This window comes from Solidesulfovibrio carbinoliphilus subsp. oakridgensis (genome assembly GCF_000177215.2).
In the GTDB taxonomy this organism is placed as follows: Bacteria; Desulfobacterota; Desulfovibrionia; order Desulfovibrionales; family Desulfovibrionaceae; genus Solidesulfovibrio; species Solidesulfovibrio carbinoliphilus.
This window is the reverse complement of record NZ_CM001368.1, coordinates 2,496,545-2,512,081: the sequence shown is the minus strand read 5'-3', so window position 1 is coordinate 2,512,081 and position 15,537 is coordinate 2,496,545. Positions and strand designations below refer to the sequence as shown.

The following is a 15,537-nucleotide window of genomic DNA, read 5'->3' as shown; positions in this document are numbered from 1 at the left end:
CCCAAGCGACCGCGGCCGCCGCTACAGGTCGAGCCCCAGGCTTTGCGGAAAAAAGGCCCCGGTGAAGACCAATTCGGCCGCGCCGCGCAGATAGGTCTTGCCGTCCTTGAGGATGACGCCCAGTTCCTCGCCGCCGGTGGTGGTGATGACGGTTTCCTCGCCGGTCAGCCCGAGCTTCCGGGCCACCACGGCCGAGGCCACGGCCCCGGTGCCGCAGGCGTAGGTCTCGTCCTCGACCCCCCGCTCGTAGGTGCGAAGGGACAGGCGTCCCGGGCCCTCGACGGCCACGAAATTGACGTTGGTGCCGGCCGGCTTGAAGAACTCGTGGAACCGGACGGCCCGGCCGAGCTTCCAGACCTCGACCGCCTCCAGGTCCTCGACCACGGCCACGGCATGGGGCACGCCGGTGTTGACAAAGTGCAGCGGCAGCTCCTGGTGCTCGATCTCGACGGTCAGGTCCATCCGCAGGTCTTTGGGATCGGTCAGGCGGACGGTCACCTGGCTGGAGTCCGGATCGACCACGGCCTCGATGGGGCCGGCGTCGGTGCCAAAGACGTGGCTGGCCGGGGCCAGCCCAAGCATCCAGGCGAGCCGGGCCGCGCACCGCGAGCCGTTGCCGCACATCTCGGCCCGGGAGCCGTCGGCGTTGAAGAAATGCCAGATGTAGGCCAGGCCGGACCCGGCCGGGGCCTGGTCGAGGAAGATCATGCCGTCCGCGCCGACGCCAAAGGCCCGGCGGCAGACAGCCACCACCATGTCCGGCATGTCGGCGGGGTCGTAGCCCAACTCCCGGTTGTCCACGCACACGAAATCATTGCCGCAGCCCTGCATCTTGAAAAACGGAACAGACGGGCCGCAAACGGCTTCCAGATCCATGCCTTGCTCTCCTTGGCGAAAATTGTCGAAAAAACCTAGCAGATCGCAAAGGACGCGTCGAGGGGCCGGGCGGGGAGGCGGGCCGGGCCAGCGGCCGGTCAGGCGGCCGGGCCCCGGTCCCGGGGCAGGTAGGCCCGGGCCACGCGCCACAGGTCCTCATAGGAATATCTGGCCCGAAGCCCCAGGCACAGTTCCTCGGCCAGGATCAGCTTGCCGGCCGCGTCGGTCAGAAGCGAGCGGCGGTGGAGCGTCAGGCGGCGGCGCAAAAAGGCCTCGTCGAAACCGTCGGCCACCAGGACCAGGCCTTCGGCGAAAAAAAGCGACCGCGCGGACTCGGCCAGCCGCCGGCAGGCCTCGCGGCCTTCGCGCCGCACCACCACCAGGCAGTACATGAGCCGCACGAGCAGGACCTCCGGCGCCAGGCCGTGGTCCACGGCGGCCGGATCGCCGGCCGCCGTGTCGCCGGCCCGGACCTTTTCCACAAGGCCGTAGACCGTCTCCATGGCCTTGGCCTCGCGCACCGGCGGCACGGCGAAAAGGGCGGTCAGGATGGAAAGGACCCGCTGGGGATTGTCCCCGGCGGCCATGGCGAGAAGGGTCCTCGCCATGCAGTCGAGCTTGCGGCGCAGGTCGGCCAGCACCTGCCGCCGGCCGGCCGCAAACAGGCGGCGCAGGGCCTCCTCGGGCAGGCTCGAACCGAAGGCGGTTTCGAGCAGGAGCCGGATGGTCGGCTCGGACACGGCCGCCATCTCCTCCTGCACGATCCGGCCGCCCTTGCGGCTGTCCATCAGCTTCTTGAGCGACAGCCAATAGGCGGCCAGGGCCGTGGCCGGCATTTCCACGATGTCGAGATCGGGCCGGGGGCTGGTGTCGTTTGCCATGGGGCGGTGGCCTTTTGCGGGGATTGCGGGTAACCATCAGTCCATCCGGGCCGCCAGACGGCCGGAGACGACAGCCGAAGACGAATCCAATAAGACGAATCATCCGCCGGCGGCAAGGCCGCCGGTCCGGAGGCTTTGGCATGCGAGGACGACTGCTCAAGATGCTCATGGTGGCCCTGGTGCTGGTCCCGGTCGGGCTGACCGCCTACCTGGCCAACAACCTCTACCACAGAAAGGGCGTGCCCGAGGCCCTGGAAAATCTGACCAGCCAGCTCTTCCGGTCCAAGGAGGAGGAGCGCAAGGCCGAGCTGCGGGCGACCGAACTGGAAAGAAAGGCCGGGGAACTGCAGACCGCCTACGACTCCCTGGTGGCCGACCTCAAGGGCGAGGTGGACTCCAAGGAGATCAGGGTCCGGCAGTTCCGGGAAATGCTCGAAATCAACTTTGTGGACAAGATCCTGTTCGGCTCGGGCTCGGCCGACATCTCGCCGCGGGGCCGGGAGGTCCTGCTCAAGGTGGCGGCGGTGCTCGGCAAGGTCAAGGACAAGAGCATCTACGTGGTCGGCCACACCGACGCCCAGCCCATCCATTCGGCGCTCTATCCCTCCAACTGGGAGCTTTCGACGGCAAGGTCCTCGTCGGTCATCCGTTTTCTTTCCGAAACCGGCGGCCTGACCCCGGAACGGTTCACGGCCATGGGCCGCAGCTTCTACCAGCCGGTGGCCAGCAACGCCACGGCCGAGGGGCGCCAGGAAAACCGCCGGGTGGACATCATCGTGGCCGACGTGCCGCTTTTGGCCGGCGAGACGGGATCGGAATCCATGCGCGGCACGGTTTCCGGCCGGCCGCCCGTGGGCCGCGACCTGACAAAGGAGCCCGAACCGGTGCGGGAAACCGCGCCCAAGCCCGGCCCGGTCCCGGCGGCCGGCCCGGACGGCCCAGGTGGCCCGGACGGCCCGGGCGAGCCGGCCGCTCCGCCTACGCCGGGTGCCCGGCCGGCCCCGACGCCCGGTCCGGACGCTTCTTCCGGGCCGGCTCCCGGCCCGGCCGGCCAGCCGGCCGAACAATCGGCCACCCCAGAGGCAGCGACCACGCCGGCCGCGTCCGAGGTCCAGGCCCCGTCCGGCGCGCTGGCCGCGCCGGCGCCGACCGGCCCCACCGGCCTGCCCGTGCCCGAGCTGCCGCCGGACCTGCCCGACCGACCCGGGCAGTAGCCGGCCGGAGGCCGGAGGGAAGATGCCTCCGGCGGCCGGGAGGGGGTCACCCCCTCCCGGACCCACCCGAACGGGGCGAAGGACCTCCGCGCATCCGGCGAAGCCAGCCAAAAGTTTTTGGGAAGGGGTCCGGGGGAACCCTTTTTTCAAAAAGGGTTCCCCCGGCCGCCGGAGGCATCTCCCTAGTCCTCTCCCTACTCCTGGCCCCAGAAGCCGGGCCAGGCCGCGACCAGGCCGGCCAGGGCCTTGCCCCGGTGGCTGCGGGCGTTTTTTGCGGCCGGGGCCAGCTCGGCCGCGGTCTGGCCGGCGGTCGGGTCGAAAAAGAGCGGGTCGTAGCCGAAACCGCCCTCGCCGGACGGGCTGGCGGCCACGCGGCCTTCCCAGGCACCCTCGGCGGTCAGTTCCCGGCCGTCGGGGCCGGCGGCCACCACGACCGAGACGAACCGGCAGGTCCGGGCCGGGTCCGGCACATGGGCCAGGGCGGCCAGGAGCTTGGCGTTGTTGGCCGCATCGGACGCGTTCTCGCCGGCGTAGCGGGCCGAGTAGACGCCGGGCGCCCCGGCCAGGGCGTCCACGCACAGGCCGGAATCGTCGGCCAGGCTGACCAGCCCCGTGGCCTGGCACACGGCCCGGGCCTTGATGCGGGCGTTTTCCAGAAAGGTGTCCCCGGTCTCGGGGATCTCGCCGATGTCCGGGAAGTCGGCCAGCCCGACCACCGTGACGCCGAGCGGGGCGAGCAGGGCGGAGAGCTCCCTGATCTTGCCCTGGTTGCGGGTGGCCAGCACCACTTTGGCCGGTCGGGCCGGGGTACGCGTGTCGTCCATCAATCCTCCTCGGGGGACAGTTCCAGATAGGGTGGCAGGAAAAGGGTGACCGTGGCCCCGTGCCCGGGCGGGCTCTCCAGGTCCACGGCCCCGCCCAGGTCTTCGAGTATTTTTTTCGTCATGGCCAGCCCCAGGCCCGCCCGCTTGTCCCGGGTGGTGAAAAAGGGGTTGAACACCTGGGGCAGGATGTCCGGCGCAATGCCCGGCCCGTCGTCGGCCACGGACAAGAAGACCCGGCCCTGGCGCAGGCCCGTGGCCACGGTGATGCGCCCGCCGCCCGGCATGGCTTCCATGGAATTCTTGAGGCAGTTGAGCAGGCACTGGGTCAGGGTCTCGGGATCGCCCCGGGCCATGGGCGTGTCCGGCGACAGGGCCAGCGTCAGGGTGATGTGCTGGGCTTCGAGCCCATGGCGCATGAGGGCCGTGGTCCGGGCGGCCACGTCGTTGACGTTGACCTCGCCCGGCACGGAGCTGGTCGGCCGGGCGAAGTTGATGATATCTTTGAGGATGGCGTCCAGGCGCTTGGATTCGGACAGGATGATCGAGGCCTTCTCCCGGCTGGCCAGCCCCAGGTCCTTGGCCCGCAAAAGGGCGTTGGCAAAGCCGGCGATGGCGAAAAGCGGATTTCGGATCTCGTGGGAAATGAACATCGACAGCTCGCCGATGGCGGCCAGGCGTTCGGATTTCTGGAGACGACGCTCCAGGAACACGTCCTGGGTGATGTCGCGGCGCAGGGCGGCCAGGTGGTCCAGGCGGCCGTCGGGCCCCGGCACGGGGTAGAAGGTCATGCGGAAATAGCGCAGCCGGCCGCGCCGGTCGACCCGCGAGCTGTCGCGCGTGGCCTTGCGCCCGGCCGCCAGGGCCGCCCGGATGGACGGTTCGCCGTTTTCGCCCGGCGCGGCGAGGTCCGGGAAATCCGGGAACACCACCGTGCCCGGCCGGCCGGCCAGGTCCTCGCGCGGGCGATCCAGGCGCTCGGCCAGCCGGGCGTTGGCGTCGAGGAGCGTGCCGTCTGGCGCAAGGAGCGCGATTTCGTCGTCCATGCGGTCGAGGACGTTGGCCAGAAGCCGCCGGGCCCGGGCCAGGTCGGGCCGGCAGGCGGTCTGGGTGGCGGCCCGGGAGACCAGGGTGAAAAAGAGCCGGGCGTCTGGCGGCGGCAGGCAGCGCCAGTCGCGGGGCAGGTCGTCCGGGAGGGAGCCGTCCGGGCCAAGCGGCAAGAGCAGGCCGGGCTCCCGGGTGGAGAGCATGTCGTCCAGGTCGTGGTGCCAGGCGATGCCCAGTTCCCGGGCCTCGCGGGCGGCCAGGGCGGCCTGGGAGTCCGCAGTGGTGGGGGCGGCGGCCAGGAACACGCCGGCAAAGGCGTCGCCAGGGCCGCTTATGCCCGCCTGCCGGGCCTGTTCGAAACAGTTGAGGAGTTCGTGGCCGCTGCCGTACAGACACAGGCAGGTCGGCAGGTCGCGGTCCGTGTCCATGGCCCCTCCGGGCCGGCCGGGGCCGGCGGTTTTGCCATCGCGGCTCTGCCATGGTAGCCCGGCCCGACACTGCCCGCAAGGATGGAAGCCAACCCATGCCCAAGACCTACAAGGTGCACGCCATAAGCCTTGGCTGCCCCAAAAACCGCGTGGACACCGAAGTGGCCCTCGGCGGCCTGCCGTTTCGCACCACCCCGGTCGATGACCCGCGCGCGGCCGACCTGGTGGTCATCAACACCTGCTCGTTCATCGGCCCGGCCGTGGAGGAGTCGGTGGCCGCCATCCTGGAGGCGGCCGAGGCCATCCGCGACCTTTCCCCCAGGCCGAAGCTCGCCGTCATGGGCTGCCTGCCGGCCCGGTTCGGCGAGGATCTGCGCCGGGGCCTGCCCGAGGTCGATGTCTGGGGCCTGCCGACCGAGCTGGATATCCTCCCGGGCCGTCTGGCCGAGGCCCTGGGTGCCGAGGCGGCCGACCCGACCGGCCGGCTGGCCAGCACACCGCCGTCCTACGCCTATCTCAAGATCGCCGAAGGCTGCGACCACGCCTGCCGCTACTGCACCATCCCGTCCATCCGGGGCGGGCTGGTCAGCCGGCCGCTTCCCGGCCTGGTCGAGGAGGCCCGGGGGCTGCTCGACCGGGGCGTGTCGGAACTGGTGGTGGTGGCCCAGGACGTCACGGCCTACGGCCGCGACCTGGGACTCAAGGATGGTCTGCAGGCCCTGCTCGAAAAGCTCCTGCCGCTTTCCGGCCTCAAGTGGCTGCGGCTCCTTTATCTCTACCCGTCCGGGGTGACCGATGGCCTGCTGTCCTTTCTGGCCGGGGCCGGCCGGCCCTTTGTGCCGTATTTCGACATCCCCTTCCAGCACGTCCACCCGGAGATGCTGGCTGCCATGGCCCGGCCCAAGGCGGCCGACGCGGACACGGTGGTCGGGCGGGTGCGCCGGCACTTCCCGGACGCGGCCCTGCGCTCGACGTTCATCGTGGGCCTGCCCGGCGAGAAGAAAGAGCATTTCCAGGCGCTTTTGGAGTTCGTCCAACGGGCCCGGCTGACCCACGTCGGCGTCTTCCCCTACCACGCCGAAGAGGGCACCCCGGCCGCGATCATGCCCGGCCAGGTCCGGCGCGACGTCAAGGCCCGGCGCGCGGCGGCGGTCATGGCCGCCCAGAAGGCCATCAGCGCCGACATTCTGGACGGGTACGTGGGCACGGACCAGGAGGTGCTGGTCGATGCCGTGCACGGCGAATGGCCGGGACTGCATGTGGGACGGACCTGGTTCCAGGCCCCGGAGATCGACGGGGTGACGTATGTGAGCGGGCCGGGCGTCAAACCCGGGGCCATGGTCACCGCGTCCATCGAGGAAGCCAAGGACTACGATCTGGTGGCCCTGGCCTAGATGGAATGGGCCGGCCTTTCTTCTTGTCTCTTTGGGGCCATTCTGCTATGACGCTAAATCCTTTCCAAAGGGACAGATCGCGTTGGAGGTCAACTCATGGACAAAACCCCGGAAATGAAAAGCAACCCTAACTCGGAAATGGAAGTCAACTTCGAAGCGGCGCTCGAAAATTACCTCAATGAGGATTTCGGCGACCTGGAAGAAGGCTCCATCACCCAGGGCGTCGTGGTCCGCATCGGCAAGGAGCACGTCCTCGTGGACGTCAACTTCAAGTCCGAAGGCCAGATCGCCGTCAACGAATTCCTCGACGCCGCCGGCGAACTCGAAGTCAAAGTCGGCGACCAGATCGACGTCTACGTCGTCTCCAAGAACGAATCCGAAGGCACCATCTACCTGTCCCGCGAACGGGCCAAGCGGATGCAGCTTTTTGATAAGCTCGAGGAAATCCAGGAAAAAGATGACGTCATCACCGGTCGTATCGTGCGCCGCATCAAGGGCGGCTACACGGTCGATCTGGGCGGCGTCGAAGCCTTCCTGCCCGGCTCCCACGTCGACCTGCGTCCCGTGCCCGACATGGACGCCCTGGTCGGCCAGGAGTTCGAATTCCGCGTGCTGAAAATCAATCGCCGCCGCAGCAACGTCATCGTTTCGCGGCGGGTGCTGCTCGAAGAGCGGCGCGATTCCATGCGCAAGGACCTGCTGAAGACGCTCGAGGAAGGCCAGACCGTCACCGGACGCGTGAAAAACATCACCGAGTACGGCGTCTTCGTCGACCTCGGCGGCCTCGACGGGCTCATGCACATCACGGACATGTCCTGGAAGCGCATCAAGCATCCCAAGGAGCTCGTGCACCTCGGCGACGAACTGGAGCTGAAGGTCCTGTCTTTCGACCAGGACAAGCAGAAAGTCTCGCTCGGCATGAAGCAGCTCGTGGCCGATCCCTGGGAGAACATCGCGGGCAAATACCCCGAAGACACCCGTCTGTCCGGCAAGGTCACGAACCTGGTCGACTACGGCGCCTTTGTGGAGCTTGAGGCCGGCGTCGAAGGGCTCGTGCACATCTCCGAGATGTCCTGGACCAGGAAGCTTCGCCATCCGAGCCAGATGGTCCACGTCGGCGACGAGGTCGAGGTGGTGGTCCTGTCCGTCGATCCGGACAAGAAGCGGATCTCGCTTGGCATGAAGCAGGTCCGGCCCAACCCCTGGGACATCGTGGCCGAGAAGTACCCCGAGGGCACCGTGCTTGAGGGTTCGGTGAAAAACATCACCGAGTTCGGCATCTTCATCGGCATCGAGGACGGCATCGACGGCCTGATCCACGTCTCCGACATCTCCTGGACCAAAAAGGTCCGCCACCCCGGCGAGATGTTCAAGAGCGGCGACACCGTCATGGCCAAGGTCCTGACCGTGGACAAGGAAAACGAGAAGTTCACCCTTGGCATCAAGCAGCTCTCCGAAGATCCCTGGACCCGCGTGCCCGACACCTACCCGGTCGGCGCCATGGTCAAGGGGACGGTGACCAACATCACCGACTTCGGCCTCTTCGTCGAGGTCGAGGAAGGCATCGAGGGTCTGGTCCACGTCTCGGAAATCAGCCGCAAGAAGGTCAAGACCCCGGCCGAGCTGTACAAGGAAGGGGACGAGATCGAAGCCAAGGTCATCCACGTCAGCGCCGACGAGCGCCGACTGGGCCTGTCCATCAAGTCCATCAAGGACGAAGAGGACAAGAAAAAGGCCAAGGAGTTCCGCACCGCCGGCCCCTCGGACACCGGCAGCAACCTTGGCGAGCTCCTGCGCCAGAAGTTGGAAGAGGATGCCCAGCGCTAATCCTTCGTTTGCCGTCAGGCGCCCTGGCCTGTTCGGCCTTTTGATCGCCGTGGCGGCCGTGATCCTGGTTATCGGGATCACGGCCGCCTTCGGCCTTCTGGGGCACGACGAGGAGGGCGGCCGGCTGCTTGGCGCGGCCACGTCGCGCATCGGCGTGGTGGCCATCGAAGGGCCCATCACCGACGCCGACGCGGTGGTGGCCTTCATCAAGAAGCTGCGCAAGGACGATTCGGTCAAGGGCGTCATCTTGCGCGTCAATTCCCCTGGCGGGGCCTTCGGGCCGTCCCAGGAGATGTACATGGCCGTCAAGAAGCTCGGCGCGGCAAAGCCCGTCGTGGCCTCGTTCTCTTCGGTCGCGGCCTCGGGCGGCTACTACGCCGCCTGCCCGGCCTCCCGCATCTTTGCCAACCGGGGCACCATCACCGGCAGCATCGGCGTCATGTCCCAGTTCGCCAATGCCCAGGACCTGCTCCAGAAGCTCGGCGTCCATTTCGAGTCCCTGACCACGGGCAAGCTGAAGGACGCCGGCACCCCGTTCAAGCCCCTGACCGACGACCAGCGGGCCTATCTGGCCGGCCTGATCGCGGACCTCAACCAGCAGTTCAGCGGCGACGTGGCCGCCGAGCGCAAGCTCGGGAAGGACGCCATCGCCACCATCGCCGACGGCCGGGCCATGACCGGGGCCCGGGCCAAGGACCTGGGACTGGTCGACGAACTCGGCGGCCAGGAAGAGGCGGTGGACTATCTCAAGCAGCAGGTCGGCCTCACGGGCGACGTGCCGCTTTACAAAGGCCCCAAGAAGAAGTCGGGCCTCTTCGACAAGCTGACCTCGGCTCTCTCCCTGCCGGACATGAAGGGCCTGGCTCTGCTTTCCCTGGTATCGGGCCTGTCCGGCGAGACGGCCTTGCCCCAGGGCCAATAGTGTGGCGTTCATTGAAAAATATGTTAATATTTTTTAGATAAAAATAACTATTTAAGTATGTTATCCTCGAAATTCGTATTCACGAATTTCGAGAACGCGACACTAGCGCCTTTTCCTCGCCCCCGGACAGGCGGCCCCGTCTCTCCGTTCGCCTGCCGCATCATCCCTGCCGCCGCTGCCACGGCGCTCCCAGGCTCCGCGCCCTGTCGCCCGACGGCACAGGCCGGCGGCAAATCGTGGCGTTTCCCCGGCCGGGTGGCTGGACAATCTGTCCTCCGTGTCCGCCCGCCGCTTCTTGACGAGCCGGGGCCCGCCCTCCTAATGTGGTTTCATACGCCTCCAAAGGAGTGGCCGTGCGCCTTGTCACCTTTTCCCACACTCTCGGTCCGCGCCTGGGCCTGCGCCTGGGCGAGGTCCTCATCGACCTGGCCGAAGCCGCGCCCGGGCTGCCGCGGGCCATGAAGTCCCTGCTGGCCCTGGGCGATGCCGGCCTGGAGGCCGTGCGCCAGGCGGCGGCCACCCCCCCGGCCTCGGCCCAGCTCCGGTTCTCGTCCGTCCGCCTGCTGCCGCCGGTGCCCGATCCGGGCAAGATCCTTTGCGTGGGCCTCAACTACGTGGACCACGCCATCGAGATCGACCCGAAGCGCCTGCCCGAGCATCCGGTCTTTTTCGGGCGCCTGGCCTCGACCCTGATCGGCCACGATGCGCCGCTCCTGCGGCCCAGGGTGTCGCGCCAGCTCGACTACGAGGGCGAGATGGCGGCCGTGATCGGCCTCGGCGGCCGGCACATCCCCCCGGAGGCCGCCCTGGCCCATGTGGCCGGGTACGCCCTTTTCAACGAGGGGTCGGTGCGGGATTACCAGTTCCGCAGCAGCCAGTGGTTTCTCGGCAAGAACTTCGACGGCACGGGCGCCTTCGGCCCGGAACTTTGCACCACCGACGAGTTGCCGCCCGGGGCCAAGGGCCTGCGCCTGACGACCTCCGTCAACGGCGAGATCGTCCAGGAAACCTGCACGTCGGACATGCTCTTTGACGTGGCCAGGCTGGTGGCCACCCTCTCCGAAGCCATGACCCTGGCCCCGGGCGACGTCCTCGTCACCGGCACGCCGTCCGGTGTGGGCTTCGCCCGCACGCCGCCGTATTTCCTCAAGCCCGGCGACGTCTGCGAGATCGAACTGGAAGGCTACGGCGTGCTGCGCAATCCGGTGGCCGACGAAGGGTAGGGCAGGGGGCAGATGCCCCGGCGGCCGGGAGGATCATCCCCTCCCGGACCGCACGGGATTGGGTCGGGTGGGCGCTGTGGCGCAGGTGCGGTTGCCTAATCGCCTTTGGACGCTTCGAGTTCACTCAGGATTTCGCGCAGGTGTTCGATGTGCGATTGGAGATGGTACCGGCCAAGGCCGCCGAGCAGGCTTTCCAGGGTCGGGTATTCGCCGAGCGGCGAATCCTTGAGCATGGGGATGCGGGCCTTGCGCGCGAACTGTTCCTCGGTCAGGGTCGTGGCCAGGGCCGCCAGCTGCTCATACCTCGCCGCCACGGCGGCGCAGAGTTCCGCCACGGGCATGGCCGCCCGTTTTTCCGAAAAATAGGTTTGTTCGGCCTTGAGGTCGAGGGTCGGCGTGTCTTCTTCCAGGTAGGCCTTGACGACCATGTCATGGCCCCCTTCCTGGCCGAGGAGGTGGGACAGGATCTCCTTGGGCGACCACCGGTTGGTCGGTGCCCGGGAGGCCGTTCCCTCGTCAATGCCCTGGCAGACCGCCTGCAGGTCCGCGATATTTTGCCTGATGTCCTTCGCCAGTTGGTTCCCGGTGGCCGTCGTCATCTCTGACTCTCCTTTCCGTGTGCATACGGTTCAACCCACAAAAGGCCGGACGCTCTCCACGAAGCCTTGCCCTTCCCCAGGGGAGCCGGGGGGAGGATCCCCCGGCCGCCGGGCATTGTGGTCAAAAAGACGCGCCAGCGGCCGCCGCGGGAAACCGGCGGCGGTGCTGTTCGAAAGGTACGGTGGGCCGGCCCCGTCGCCTCCCTGCGCTACAGCCCCGACACGCTCCGCCAGGCCGCAAACGCCTTTGCGGCCCGCTCGGGGTAGGCCATTTTGCGGTTGGCCTTTTTCATCCGCTCTTCGAGCGGCGGGGTCAGGCCGAAGTTGACGTTGCTCGGCTGGAATTTCTTGGCCGGGGTGCGCAGGTGGCCAAGGAGCGCTCCAAGCGCCGCTTCGACCGGCGGCGGGGCGATGTTGAGGCCCCTGGCGATCCTGGCCCCGAGCTGGGTGCCGAGCCACAGGCCGCAGGCCGCCGACTCCACGTATCCTTCCACGCCCGTGATCTGGCCGGCCAGGTACACCCCCGGCCGGGCCACCAGTTCCAGCCGGTCGTTTAAGACCTTGGGCGCGTTCACGAACGTGTTGCGGTGGATGCTGCCAAGACGCGTGAACTCGGCGGCGTGCAGGGCCGGGATCAGGCGAAACACCCGCTCCTGCTCGCCGTAGGCCAGCTTGGTCTGGAAGCCGACCAGGTTCAGGGTCGATTTCGCGGCGTTTTCCGGCCGCAGCTGGACCACGGCGTAGGGCCGCCGGCCGGTCCTCGGGTCGGTCAGGCCGACCGGCTTCATGGGGCCAAACGTCAGCGTCCGCTCGCCGCGCTCGGCCATGGTCTCGATGGGCAGGCAACCCTCGAAGTGGAGCTCCTTTTCGAACTCCCGGCTCGGCACCTTCCGGGCTTCGAGAAGCGCCGCCAGAAACGCCTTGTACTCGTCCTGGTCCAGCGGACAGTTGCAGTAATCCCCCTCGCCCTCCTGCCAGCGCGAGGCCCAGAAGGCCTTGTCCATGTCCACGGAATCGGTCGCCACGATGGGGGCGATGGCGTCGTAAAAGTACAGGCTCTCCCCGCCGATGGCCGCGCCGAGGCTCTCGGCCAGGGATTCCGAAGCCAGCGGCCCGGCGGCCACGACCACGGCCTCGAAGCCGGTAAGGGCCGGATCGTCAAGGGTCGGGATCTCCTGGCGCGTGAGCGTCACCAGCGGCTCGGCCTCGATCCGGGCCGTCATGGCGGCGGCAAAAAGCTCGCGGTCCACGGCCAGCGCCTTGCCGGCCGGCACGGCTGTCTCCCGGGCCACGGCAATGACCGCGCTGCCAAGGGCCGCCATCTCGACCTTCAAAAGCCCGACCGCCGTCACCGGCTCGTCCGAGCGCAGCGAATTGGAGCAGACCAGCTCGGCCAGTTGCGGGCTGACGTGGGCCGGGGAAAACCTGGCCGGCTTGGCTTCGAAGACCGTGGACGCGACGCCGGCCCGGGCCAGGGCCAAGGCGCACTCGCACCCGGCCAGGCCGCCGCCGATGATGGCAATGGACATGGTACACTCCGCGAGAGGGGGCGCCATTCCCCCCTCTATCCCCAAGATGCTTGCGCGGGGATCAGGTCGGTTTGTTCGTGGCCGGCGTGTTTCGGGTCTGCCGGCCATGGGTTGTCAGCGTGATTCGGCAGGGATTTCATAGTCTGCCGGGCGGCCGGCGTCGAGCCCCAAAATCGCCTGGGGCGGTTGGACGGGCGCGAGCGGCCACGCGGCCTTGCCCTTTCGGCACGGGGGGCATAGAAAATGAAGCATCGCCAACCATAACACGGAGCACCGCCCCATGAACGTGCTGATCGTCTATTATTCCCTCTACGGCCACGTGGCCGCCATGGCCCAGGCCGTGGCCGAAGGCGTGGGCCAGGTTCCGGACATGACCGCCACCCTGCGCCGGGTGCCGGAGACCCTGTCCGACGACGTCATCGAAAAAATGCATGCCACCGAGCCCCAGAAGACCCTGACCCAGGTGCCGGTCTGCACCCTGGCCGAACTCGAAGAGGCCGACGGCATCATGTTCGGCACGCCCACCCGCTACGGCAACATGTGCGGCCAGATGCGCCAGTTCCTCGACGCCACGGGCCAGATCTGGGTCCGGGGCGGCCTGGTCGGCAAGCCGGCCGGCGTCTTCTGTTCCACGGCCACCCAGCACGGCGGCCAGGAAACCACCATCCTGACCTTCATGTGCACGCTGCTCCACCACGGCATGGTCCTGGTCGGCCTGCCCTACGCCTACGCCGGGCTGACCCGCATGGACGAGGTTTCCGGCGGCTCGCCCTACGGCGCCTCGACCCTGGCCGGCAGCGACGGCTCCCGCCGGCCGACCGAGAACGAACTGGAAGGCGCCCGCTACCACGGCCGGCATCTTGCCGAAATTACCAAGAAAATGCGAAGATAAACAAAGAGGAAGATGCCTCCGGCGGCCGGGAGGGGCTAAGCCCCTCCCGGACCCTCCCTTCCTGTGGGCGGCCGATGCCCCGGGGCATCGGCCGCCCACCACGTTTTCCTCCTGACAAACGCCCGCCCGCGACGCGAAGCCCGCCAAAAGTTTTTGGGAAGGGGTCCGGGGGAACCCTTTTTTCAAAAAGGGTTCCCCCGGCCGCCGGAGGCATCTTCCTTCCTCCTCCTTCCTCCCTTCCTCCCTCCTTCGCTACTGCCCGGCCGCCGCGGCCTTGATCCGGCCGTCCAGGGCCGGGGAGAGGGGGCTTTGGGCTTTGATCCGGGCGGCGAGCAGGTCGGCTGTGGTCTCGCCGTCGCCTTCCACGTCGCGGCCCTTTTCGCGGAAGACGGTATAGCCGTCGCCGCCCCGGAAGAGGAAGTCGCTTACGGCCAGCCGGTAATCGGCTGTGGGATCGAGGGGGGTGAAGACGCCTGTGGCGTCGGCCACCTGGGCGGAGAGGATGCGGTGGCCGACCGGCCGGGACAGGTCGAAGGCGTAGCGCAGGCCGGCCACCTGGGGGAACCGGCCGCTGCCTTCATGGAGCCCGACGGCCGAGACGCCGTGTTCGAGGGCGGCGGCCAGATCCGCGCCGGACAGGGTCAGGACGGTCAGGGTGTTGGGAAAGGGGAAGGCGGTCAGCACATCGCCGAGGGTCACGACGCCCGGGGCGATGCCGGCCCGCACGCCGCCGCCGTTGGCCAGTGCGGCCACGGCCCCGTGCCTGCGGCCGCCGGCCAGCATGGCCTCGGCCAGCAGATCGCCGGCCGCGCACTCCTCCTGCCGGCACATGGCCGCGCCGAGGGGCCCGTCGGCCCGGCCGAGGACCGTGGCACGGAAGGCCTCCAGAGGCTTGGCGAAACGCTCCACCTCGGCCAGGGTGGCCGGATCCTCGGGGATGGAAGCGTCCAGGCGCACCGGGTTGCCGTCGGCTTCCTTGACGTGGCCGGCCGCGTCGAAGACGAGGTGCAGCACCCCGAGATAACGGCCCCAGTAGCCGGCCGTGACGATGTACGTTTTGCCGCCGTCCGGTCCGTCCACCACCAACGGGCAGGGACCCACGGCCTCGGGATAGCCGTTGCCGAGCAGCACGTGGCTGTGGCCGCCGACAATGACGTCGATGCCGGCCACGGCTGCGGCCAGCTTCTTGTCCCCGGCCAGCCCGGCGTGGGACAGGAGGATGATGCTGGTCACACCCTGTTGGTGAAGTGCGGCCACGGCCTGTTTGATGGCCGGGACGAGTTTGGGAAAGGAGACATCCGGCCCCGGGCTCGAGATCTGGGCCGTCTTGGGCTGGGTCGCGCCGATGATGCCGATGGTGCGGCCGCCCACGTCCCGAACGATGTACGGCGCGACCAGCCCCTTGAGTTCCGGAGAAGCCGCCAGGTTCACGTTGGCCGTGACCACCGGAAACTTGAGCCGCCGAATGAAATTCGCCAAAGTGGCCGGGCCGTCGTCGAACTCGTGGTTGCCAAGGGTCATGGCGTCGTAGCCGAGCCGGTCCATGAAAAAGGCGCTGGCCTCGCCCTTGTACCGGGTGAAAAAGAGCGTGCCCTGGAACTGGTCCCCGGCATCGAGGAAGAGCATGTTGCCGCCCGTGGCCCGTTCCCGGGCCACGGCCGTGGCCAGCCGGGCCGCGCCGCCCTGGCATTGGCCGGCCGCGTCCTTTTCCTTGGAACAAAACGCCCCCCATGCGTCAAAGGCGGCCAGGTGGGCGTGGATGTCGTTGGTGTGCAGGATCGTGAGCGTGAAATCCCCGCCGGCAAAGGCGGTGGCGGCCGCCAGGACCAGTGTGGCCGCAAACACCGCAACGTGTCGCAATCGCTTCATGTTTCTTCCCTTGGT

At 68.2% G+C, this 15,537-nt stretch carries 13 protein-coding genes; 6 read left to right on the top strand and 7 right to left on the bottom strand.

Going from position 1 to position 15,537, the window contains the following annotated elements:
* Positions 1-21: 21 nt before the first annotated feature.
* Both dapF and DFW101_RS10860 read right to left on the bottom strand, forming a co-directional pair.
* A complete protein-coding gene (gene dapF / locus DFW101_RS10865; protein WP_009181566.1) occupies positions 22-876 on the bottom strand; it encodes a diaminopimelate epimerase in 855 nt (284 codons plus the stop codon).
* 98 nt (positions 877-974) lie between these two features.
* Positions 975-1,757 carry a hypothetical protein gene (locus tag DFW101_RS10860; protein ID WP_009181565.1) on the bottom strand — a complete coding sequence of 261 codons (783 nt, stop codon included), beginning with the start codon at positions 1,755-1,757 and terminating at the stop codon, positions 975-977.
* Between the two features lie 140 nt (positions 1,758-1,897).
* Here DFW101_RS10860 and DFW101_RS20175 point away from each other — a divergent pair, with 140 nt between their 5' ends.
* Positions 1,898-2,971, top strand: coding sequence for an OmpA family protein (locus DFW101_RS20175; protein WP_009181564.1), 1,074 nt, complete (start codon positions 1,898-1,900; stop codon positions 2,969-2,971).
* A gap of 194 nt (positions 2,972-3,165) precedes the next feature.
* Here DFW101_RS20175 and DFW101_RS10850 read toward each other — a convergent pair whose 3' ends face one another.
* Positions 3,166-3,795: an XTP/dITP diphosphatase gene (locus tag DFW101_RS10850; protein WP_009181563.1), complete on the bottom strand. Its 630-nt coding sequence runs from the start codon at positions 3,793-3,795 to the stop codon at positions 3,166-3,168.
* On the bottom strand, positions 3,795-5,267 hold the full coding sequence (locus tag DFW101_RS10845) for a two-component system sensor histidine kinase NtrB (protein WP_009181562.1): 1,473 nt from the start codon (positions 5,265-5,267) through the stop codon (positions 3,795-3,797). The genes DFW101_RS10850 and DFW101_RS10845 overlap by 1 nt, the downstream gene beginning before the upstream one ends.
* 95 nt (positions 5,268-5,362) lie before the next feature.
* On the opposite strand from DFW101_RS10845, the gene rimO reads away from it, so the two are divergent.
* The 4 genes from rimO (at position 5,363) to DFW101_RS10825 (ending at position 10,633) form a co-directional block, all read left to right on the top strand.
* Entirely contained in the window at positions 5,363-6,661 is a 1,299-nt protein-coding gene (gene rimO / locus DFW101_RS10840) for a 30S ribosomal protein S12 methylthiotransferase RimO (protein ID WP_009181561.1), read from the top strand.
* 96 nt (positions 6,662-6,757) lie between these two features.
* Positions 6,758-8,488: a 30S ribosomal protein S1 gene (locus DFW101_RS10835; RefSeq protein WP_009181560.1), complete on the top strand. Its 1,731-nt coding sequence runs from the start codon at positions 6,758-6,760 to the stop codon at positions 8,486-8,488.
* Positions 8,475-9,410 (top strand): signal peptide peptidase SppA, encoded by a 936-nt coding sequence (gene sppA / locus DFW101_RS10830; protein WP_009181559.1) that lies wholly within the window; start codon positions 8,475-8,477, stop codon positions 9,408-9,410. The genes DFW101_RS10835 and sppA overlap by 14 nt, the downstream gene beginning before the upstream one ends.
* A gap of 353 nt (positions 9,411-9,763) precedes the next feature.
* On the top strand, positions 9,764-10,633 hold the full coding sequence (locus tag DFW101_RS10825) for a fumarylacetoacetate hydrolase family protein (protein ID WP_009181558.1): 870 nt from the start codon (positions 9,764-9,766) through the stop codon (positions 10,631-10,633).
* Positions 10,634-10,728: 95 nt separating this feature from the next.
* On the opposite strand, the gene DFW101_RS10820 is transcribed toward DFW101_RS10825, so the two are convergent.
* Both DFW101_RS10820 and trmFO read right to left on the bottom strand, forming a co-directional pair.
* A complete protein-coding gene (locus DFW101_RS10820) occupies positions 10,729-11,232 on the bottom strand; it encodes a DinB family protein (protein ID WP_009181557.1) in 504 nt (167 codons plus the stop codon).
* Positions 11,233-11,441: 209 nt separating this feature from the next.
* Positions 11,442-12,761, bottom strand: coding sequence for a methylenetetrahydrofolate--tRNA-(uracil(54)-C(5))-methyltransferase (FADH(2)-oxidizing) TrmFO (gene trmFO / locus DFW101_RS10815; RefSeq protein WP_009181556.1), 1,320 nt, complete (start codon positions 12,759-12,761; stop codon positions 11,442-11,444).
* Between the two features lie 280 nt (positions 12,762-13,041).
* On the opposite strand from trmFO, the gene wrbA reads away from it, so the two are divergent.
* On the top strand, positions 13,042-13,653 hold the full coding sequence (wrbA, locus tag DFW101_RS10810; protein ID WP_009181555.1) for an NAD(P)H:quinone oxidoreductase: 612 nt from the start codon (positions 13,042-13,044) through the stop codon (positions 13,651-13,653).
* A gap of 252 nt (positions 13,654-13,905) precedes the next feature.
* Here the strand turns inward: wrbA and DFW101_RS10805 are convergent, their stop codons facing one another.
* Complete coding sequence (locus DFW101_RS10805) at positions 13,906-15,522, bottom strand: bifunctional metallophosphatase/5'-nucleotidase (protein WP_009181554.1); 1,617 nt, start codon at positions 15,520-15,522, stop codon at positions 13,906-13,908.
* Positions 15,523-15,537: the final 15 nt, after the last annotated feature.

Coding starts and splice junctions, on each gene's coding strand:
- dapF (WP_009181566.1), bottom strand. CDS start 876: ATGGATCTGGAAGCCGTTTGCGGCCCGTCTGTTCCGTTTTTCAAGATG.
- DFW101_RS10860 (WP_009181565.1), bottom strand. CDS start 1,757: ATGGCAAACGACACCAGCCCCCGGCCCGATCTCGACATCGTGGAAATG.
- DFW101_RS20175 (WP_009181564.1), top strand. CDS start 1,898: ATGCGAGGACGACTGCTCAAGATGCTCATGGTGGCCCTGGTGCTGGTC.
- DFW101_RS10850 (WP_009181563.1), bottom strand. CDS start 3,795: ATGGACGACACGCGTACCCCGGCCCGACCGGCCAAAGTGGTGCTGGCC.
- DFW101_RS10845 (WP_009181562.1), bottom strand. CDS start 5,267: ATGGACACGGACCGCGACCTGCCGACCTGCCTGTGTCTGTACGGCAGC.
- rimO (WP_009181561.1), top strand. CDS start 5,363: ATGCCCAAGACCTACAAGGTGCACGCCATAAGCCTTGGCTGCCCCAAA.
- DFW101_RS10835 (WP_009181560.1), top strand. CDS start 6,758: ATGGACAAAACCCCGGAAATGAAAAGCAACCCTAACTCGGAAATGGAA.
- sppA (WP_009181559.1), top strand. CDS start 8,475: ATGCCCAGCGCTAATCCTTCGTTTGCCGTCAGGCGCCCTGGCCTGTTC.
- DFW101_RS10820 (WP_009181557.1), bottom strand. CDS start 11,232: ATGACGACGGCCACCGGGAACCAACTGGCGAAGGACATCAGGCAAAAT.
- trmFO (WP_009181556.1), bottom strand. CDS start 12,761: ATGTCCATTGCCATCATCGGCGGCGGCCTGGCCGGGTGCGAGTGCGCC.
- wrbA (WP_009181555.1), top strand. CDS start 13,042: ATGAACGTGCTGATCGTCTATTATTCCCTCTACGGCCACGTGGCCGCC.
- DFW101_RS10805 (WP_009181554.1), bottom strand. CDS start 15,522: ATGAAGCGATTGCGACACGTTGCGGTGTTTGCGGCCACACTGGTCCTG.